Source organism: Nostocoides australiense Ben110, from assembly GCF_001050535.1.
GTDB lineage: Bacteria > Actinomycetota > Actinomycetes > Actinomycetales > Dermatophilaceae > Nostocoides_A > Nostocoides_A australiense.
This window is the reverse complement of record NZ_HG764815.1, coordinates 3384324-3390451: the sequence shown is the minus strand read 5'-3', so window position 1 is coordinate 3390451 and position 6128 is coordinate 3384324. Positions and strand designations below refer to the sequence as shown.

Below are 6128 nucleotides of genomic sequence, written 5' to 3'. Positions count from 1 at the left end.
CGGCGTCGGAGTGGCCGTCGAGGCCGAGCTCCCCCGGCCAGTGCAGCCCGGCCACCCACAGCGGACGGTCGCTGCCCTCGGGCGCGAACGCGTGCACGTCCACCCCGATCCCGACGCGCGGTATGCCGGTCATCCGCGCCCCTCCGGCACGCGACCGCGGATCTGGCGCACGATCGCTTCCACGTCCAGGCCCGCCGTGTCGATCGTGACCGACTCCGGCCACGCCTCGAACTGCCGCGCCTCGACGTCGGCCCAGGTGGGCAATCGGTGCCCGGGGATGTCGGCTGCGCGGTTCTCGACCCGGCGGCGATGCTCGGCGGCGTCGGAGCAGACGAGCTGAATCTCCCGGATACTCGCGCCGGCATCGCGGGCGACCGCCCGCAGGGCCTCGCGGGTCAGCGGGATGGGATTGACGAGGTCGGCGACCACCGACCCACCGAGGCGCAACTGGTCGCGAGCCACGGCATACAGCGCCGCGTAGCCCTCGCTCGTCACTTCGTCGACCCCCGCACCGAGTAGGGCGACCTCGATCGAGTCCACGCGCAGGTGCGTCGCCCCCTCCTCGGCAGCGAGCACCCGGCCGGCCGTCGTCTTGCCGGTCCCCGGCAGGCCGCCGATCACCCACAGCGTCGGGGCCGAGGCCAGCAGCTTGTGGGCCTGGTCAAGATCGGCGGGGGTGGTCACCTTGAAGGCGAGCGGGTCGCCGTCGACGACGCGCACCGGTATGCCGCATTCCTCGGCGAGCATCGCATCGTCGCTGGCGTGCACACCGCTGGCGTGTGCCTGCTCCAGCGCCACCCGCGCGAACCCCTGCGGGGTCTGGATGGCCCGCACCCGCGACCGGTCGGGGGTGTAGACGACCAGCCCGTCCGGACCGACCACTTTCATCGTGTCGACCACCGCCAGGCCGGGGACGACGGCGCGATCCCCTGCGACGACGGCCGCGATGACCCGCTCATAGACCGCGGCGGGGGTGAAGCAGCGGGCGGCGTCGTGGACGAGGACGATGTCGATATCGGTGCCGAGCGCGGCCAGGCCCGCGCGGACGGAGTCCGAGCGCTCGGCTCCCCCGGCGACGACGGTGACCGGCACCCGATCGGCCGCCGCACCGGCATACAGCGCCTCGGTCAGCTCCGGATCGGGCTCGACATCGACATCTCGACGGGGCGGAATCGGCATCTCGACGTGGGCCGGGGGGACGACGACGACGACGTGGACGACTCCCGGGACGGCCCGGGCACCATCGACCGCCCAGTCGACGATGCGCCGGCCGCCGACGTTGACGAACGCCTTGGGGATCCCCGCGCCCAGCCGGGTGCCGGAGCCGGCCGCAACGACGACGACGCCGACACCGCGGGGAGCGGTGCCGGCGTCGGACACGTTGGATGGTGCGGGAGGAATCAGGAGGCGAGCACGCCGTCGAGAATCGACTCGGCCTCGACCTCGTCGGTCTTCTCGGCCAGCGCGAGTTCGGAGACCAGGATCTGGCGGGCCTTGGCGAGCATGCGCTTCTCGCCGGCGGACAGGCCCCGCTCCTTGTCGCGGCGCCACAGGTCGCGCACGACCTCGGCGACCTTGATGACATCGCCCGAGGCGAGCTTCTCGAGGTTGGCCTTGTAGCGGCGCGACCAGTTGGTCGGCTCCTCGGTGTAGGGGGCCCGCAGCACCTCGAACACCCGGTCGAGGCCCTCCTGGCCGACCACATCGCGAACGCCGACGAGATCACAGTTCTCGGCCGGCACCTCGATGGTCAGATCGCCTTGCGCGACCTTGAGCTTGAGGTAGAGCTTCTCCTCGCCCTTGATGACCCGGGTCTTGATCTCTTCGATGAGTGCGGCCCCGTGGTGGGGGTACACGACCGTCTCGCCGACCTTGAAAACCATATGTATTTGGCCCCTTTCGCGACCTCAAGAATAACACGGGGTTCCGTCGGCGTGTCTGGCTCGTCACACTGGAGGGCATTGGTCGGCGAAGCGGTGCCATCAGACGTGTCCGGCGAGGTCGTGAGGCAATTGTGCCGCCCGCCGCGCCGAGGCACCGGCGGCACCGCTACGCTGGTTCGCGTGAACTCACCCTCCACCTCGCGCCGCGGGCGCGCCATGCTCGCCACCGTGGCCGTCGTCGCCGGCACGGGTCTGCTCGGCGGGTGCCAGTTGATCTCCCCCCGCCAGACCGACGAGATGTATGACGCCGCCGACGGGGTTTCCGTCGACGCCGGCGATGTCCAGGTCCGCAACCTGGTCGTCGTCCGCGACCGCGGGGCCGCCAGCGGGGTCCTGAGCGGTGCCATCGGCAACCCGGGTGCCGAGCCGGTCAGCGTGACGTTCGCGACCGCCGACGGCGGCAGCGCCAAGGTGGATGTCCCGGCCTACACCACCCTCGACATGTCGACCGGCGACAGCGCCAAGGTGTCGCTGCCGGTCAAGGACGAGCCGGGTTCGATGACCGCGTTGACGGTCTCCACGCCGGCCGCGGGCAACTCACCCGTGTCCGTGCCGGTCCTGCCGGCCACCGGCTGGTACGCCGACTACAAAACCTCGTAGGGCAGGCCTCCCTGGCGCTCGGGCCGCTCGTCTGTGCCGGGAGCCCGAGCTCGCATCGTTCGACGGCTTGCCTGGTCAGGCCTCGAATTTGTAGCCGAGGCCGCGCACGGTCAGGATGTGCACCGGCTCCTTCGGCGTGAACTCCACCTTCTTGCGGAGCCGCTTGATGTGGACATCGAGAGTCTTGGTGTCGCCGACATAGTCGCTGCCCCAGATCCGGTCGATCAACTGGCCTCGCGTCAGCACCCGGCCGTTGTTGCGCACCAAGAACTCCAACAGCTCGAACTCCTTGAGCGGCAGCGAGATCCGGTCGCCGCGGATGGAGACCACGTGGCGTTCGACGTCGATCGACACCGGGCCGGCGCTGACCGTGCTGGGCAGGAGCTCCTCCGGTTCGGCGCCCCGCCGCAGCACCGCCTTGATGCGCGCGAGCAGCTCGCGTGAGCTGTAGGGCTTGGTGACATAGTCGTCGGCGCCGAGCTCGAGGCCGACGACCTTGTCGATCTCGCTGTCCTTGGCCGTCAGCATGATGACCGGGACGTTGGACTTGGCGCGCAGGTTGCGGCAGACGTCGATGCCGCTCATCCCGGGCAACATGACGTCGAGGAGGACCAGGTCCGCGCCCGTACGGTCGAAGGCGGCCAGCCCCTCCGTGCCGGTCTCGGCGACCTGGACCTGGTAGCCCTCCTTGCGCAACAGATAGGTCAGCGGTTCCGAATAGGACGGCTCGTCCTCGACGACGAGGATCCGGGCGGGGGTCACGCGGCGCTCCCTTCAGCGGGGGTGGAGGCGGAGGCCGGCGGGTGCGGCAGCCGGATGGTGAAGGTCGATCCTTCACCCTCGCGACTCCAGACCGTCACCGAACCACCATGGTTGGCGCAGATGTGCTTGACGATAGCGAGCCCCAGGCCCGTCCCGCCGGTGCTGCGGGAGCGGGCGGAGTCGACGCGATAGAAGCGTTCGAAGATGCGTTCCTGTTCCGCTACCGGTATGCCGAGGCCCCGGTCGGCGACGGTGATGGTCACCCCTTCGGCGCTCACCTGGGCGCCGACGCCCACCTCGGTCTGTTCCGGCGAGTAGGCGATGGCATTGCCGATGAGGTTGCGCACGGCCGTCACGAGGAGACCATGGTCGCCGTAGGCGATCGCCGCCGGGTCGGCCCGCTGGACGATGCGGATCTGCTTCGCGTCGGCCTCGACCAGGCTGAGGTCCACGGCCTCCCGGATCACCTCGGCCAGCCGGACGCGTTTGGGCTCTTGCAGGGCGTCGCTGGCCTGCAGACGGGAGAGGTCGACGATCTCTTTGATGAGCTTGCCCAGCCGCGCCGACTCCAGCTGCATCCGGGACGCGAAGCGTTCGACGGCCTCCGGATCGTCCTTGGCGTCCGCGATGGCCTCGGCCAGCAGCGACAGCCCGCCCACGGGTGTCTTCAGTTCGTGCGAGACGTTCACGACGAAGTCCCGGCGCACCTCTTCGACGCGGTGGGCCGAAGTGCGGTCGTCGACGAGCAGCAGAACGTGCGCATCCATCAGGGGCGCCGCCCGCACGTGCAGCCACGCGGGCGGCCGCCCGCGCCCCGCCCCGATCGACAGCTCGGTCTCGCGGATCTCCCCGTCGCGATGCACCTGGCGCACCAGCTCCAGCAGCTGGGGCTGGACCAGGCGGTCCTCATCGACCAGCCCCATCGCCACCGCGCTCGGGCTGGTGTTGACGACGCGCTCGGCCGTGTCGAGGACCAGCGCACTCGAGCGGAGCACCGCGAGCACGGCGGAGGCTCCGGGAGGGATGCGCGGCGCGACCGGCACCTGCGTCATCCGGACCTCGGATTTCTCGGAGGCCCGGACGGCGAAAACGGACATGGATCCGATGACCACCCCGGCGAGGCCGCCGAGCAGGGCAGCGTTCGTCGGGTCCACGGCACCCAAGCGTACGGTGCTAGTCGGACCTGTTCGGGACCGCGGACAAGGATCGCCGATTCGGCTCCCGCCGTTCACCTGGGAGACGGAATACGTTCACCGGTGCCTGATCAGATGCTCATCGCGGGCGCTGGCCGTCCGCTCGTCGACGCCAAAGGACACCGATGCGCACCGCATACCACGAGGATCTTGACCGCATCAGCGAGCAGCTGGTGGAGATGACGCGTCTCGCCGGCTCCGCCATGTCGCGAGCCAGCAGGGCGCTGCTCGACGCCGACGTGCAGATCGCTGAGACGGTCATCTCCGCCGACCAGGAGATCGACCAGGCCCGCGAGGACCTCGACACCCTCGCGATCGATCTGCTGGCGCGGCAGGCGCCGGTGGCGACCGAGTTGCGTCAGGTCGTCACGGCCATGCGGATGAGCTCCGACCTGGAGCGGATGGGCGATCTGGCCCGGCACGTGGCCAAGGTGGCCCGGCTGCGCTATCCCGAGTCCGCCGTGCCCGCTCAAGCCCGCGCCATCATCATGCAGATGAGCCAGGTCGCCGAACGTATCGTCGCCAAGGCCGGCTCGGTCATCGCCTCGCACGACCTCAAGGAGGCCGCCAGCCTCGAGCGCGACGACGACGCGATGGACGAATTGCACCGGCAGTTGTTCAGCCTGTTGGCGGACCCGGCATGGGAGCACAGCACCCCGGTCGCCGTCGACCTGACGCTGCTCGGCCGCTATTACGAGCGGTTCGCCGACCACGCCGTCTCGGTTGCCCGGCGGGTGACCTTCCTCGTGACGGGTGAGTACGACACGGCCACCGACCGTCAAGAGGACGAGGACGCGGCCATCGTCGGCGCGGCGCAGCAGCCGTAACCGAGCCACCCCGGCGACGGGGTTGGAGGGGAAACGGGGGACAGAGGCCCGGTCGGAGAGATCCGGCCGGGGCCACGTTGTTTTCTCCTTCCCGGATGTGGAGAAAGTCCGACGGCGTGTCAACCTGCTGCCGGCCCCGGCACCTCTCGTAGATGAAGATCTCACCGGGAGGAGGCCGCGATGGATCAGCACCACGAGGCGCAGTTCCGTGAGTTCGTCGAGGCGCGCTGGCAGACGTTGCTGCGCACCGCGATCCTGCTCACCGGCGATCAGGGCCGTGCCGAGGATCTGGTGCAACAGACGCTGGTCATCGTGCACCGAAAGTGGCGCATCATCGGACCCGGCAACGCCACGGTATACGCCCGGGCGGTGCTCGCCAACGAGTCCGCCTCGTGGTGGCGCCGCATGCGGTATGCCGAGGTCTCCCTCAGCACGCCGGCGGGCGAATCCGCGGCTCAGGTGCATGCCGACCCCGCGGCACCGGACTGCAGGGCGAGTCAGGCGGGGCCGCCACGAAGATCCCTGCGGTCGCACTCGACGCCAAGACCGTGACATGGTCGATGGGCGATCTGCACGGCATCGTGGACGTCACGGCCGACGGCCTCGTCGTCATCGACGCCCGAGCGGACGCCGAGGTCTCCTCCTTGCGCCTGGTGAGTTCAGACGCGAACGGCAACACCCTCGCGGACTACTCCGCCAAGACCGCCCCCGATGCCGCGGACCCCTTCGACCTGCACCCCTGACCGCTTCCGGGCAGAGCGCCACTTCCCCGTGGGCTGTCATCGGGGGTTGTCGTCGGGGGT

9 protein-coding genes are annotated in these 6128 nt (G+C 69.9%); 4 read left to right on the top strand and 5 right to left on the bottom strand.

Annotation, left to right across the window (positions count from 1 at the left end):
- From BN11_RS16480 to BN11_RS16470, 3 genes are all read right to left on the bottom strand, one after another.
- On the bottom strand, positions 1-133 hold a 133-nt coding region (locus tag BN11_RS16480), incomplete at its 3' end, for a 2-C-methyl-D-erythritol 2,4-cyclodiphosphate synthase (protein ID WP_048699443.1).
- Complete coding sequence (ispD, locus tag BN11_RS24130; protein WP_162213267.1) at positions 130-1380, bottom strand: 2-C-methyl-D-erythritol 4-phosphate cytidylyltransferase; 1251 nt, start codon at positions 1378-1380, stop codon at positions 130-132. The genes BN11_RS16480 and ispD, both read right to left, overlap by 4 nt.
- A 20-nt stretch (positions 1381-1400) precedes the next feature.
- The gene (locus tag BN11_RS16470) at positions 1401-1883 is read right to left on the bottom strand and encodes a CarD family transcriptional regulator (protein ID WP_048699442.1); all 483 of its coding nucleotides are present in this window, start codon (positions 1881-1883) and stop codon (positions 1401-1403) included.
- Positions 1884-2063: 180 nt separating this feature from the next.
- Here BN11_RS16470 and BN11_RS16465 point away from each other — a divergent pair, with 180 nt between their 5' ends.
- The gene (locus BN11_RS16465) at positions 2064-2543 is read left to right on the top strand and encodes a hypothetical protein (RefSeq protein WP_157044232.1); all 480 of its coding nucleotides are present in this window, start codon (positions 2064-2066) and stop codon (positions 2541-2543) included.
- Between the two features lie 75 nt (positions 2544-2618).
- Here the strand turns inward: BN11_RS16465 and BN11_RS16460 are convergent, their stop codons facing one another.
- Together BN11_RS16460 and BN11_RS16455 are read right to left on the bottom strand one after the other, a co-directional pair.
- Positions 2619-3305, bottom strand: a complete 687-nt coding sequence (locus tag BN11_RS16460) for a response regulator transcription factor (RefSeq protein WP_048699440.1) — start codon at positions 3303-3305, stop codon at positions 2619-2621.
- Positions 3302-4459, bottom strand: coding sequence for a sensor histidine kinase (locus BN11_RS16455; protein WP_048699439.1), 1158 nt, complete (start codon positions 4457-4459; stop codon positions 3302-3304). The genes BN11_RS16460 and BN11_RS16455 overlap by 4 nt, the downstream gene beginning before the upstream one ends.
- A 164-nt stretch (positions 4460-4623) precedes the next feature.
- Here BN11_RS16455 and phoU point away from each other — a divergent pair, with 164 nt between their 5' ends.
- From phoU to BN11_RS16440, 3 genes are all read left to right on the top strand, one after another.
- A complete protein-coding gene (phoU, locus tag BN11_RS16450; RefSeq protein WP_048699438.1) occupies positions 4624-5325 on the top strand; it encodes a phosphate signaling complex protein PhoU in 702 nt (233 codons plus the stop codon).
- Positions 5326-5505: 180 nt separating this feature from the next.
- Positions 5506-5877 (top strand): SigE family RNA polymerase sigma factor, encoded by a 372-nt coding sequence (locus BN11_RS16445; RefSeq protein ID WP_053084151.1) that lies wholly within the window; start codon positions 5506-5508, stop codon positions 5875-5877.
- Positions 5874-6068 carry a hypothetical protein gene (locus BN11_RS16440; RefSeq protein ID WP_048699437.1) on the top strand — a complete coding sequence of 65 codons (195 nt, stop codon included), beginning with the start codon at positions 5874-5876 and terminating at the stop codon, positions 6066-6068. The genes BN11_RS16445 and BN11_RS16440 overlap by 4 nt, the downstream gene beginning before the upstream one ends.
- The last annotated feature ends 60 nt before the right edge of the window (positions 6069-6128 follow it).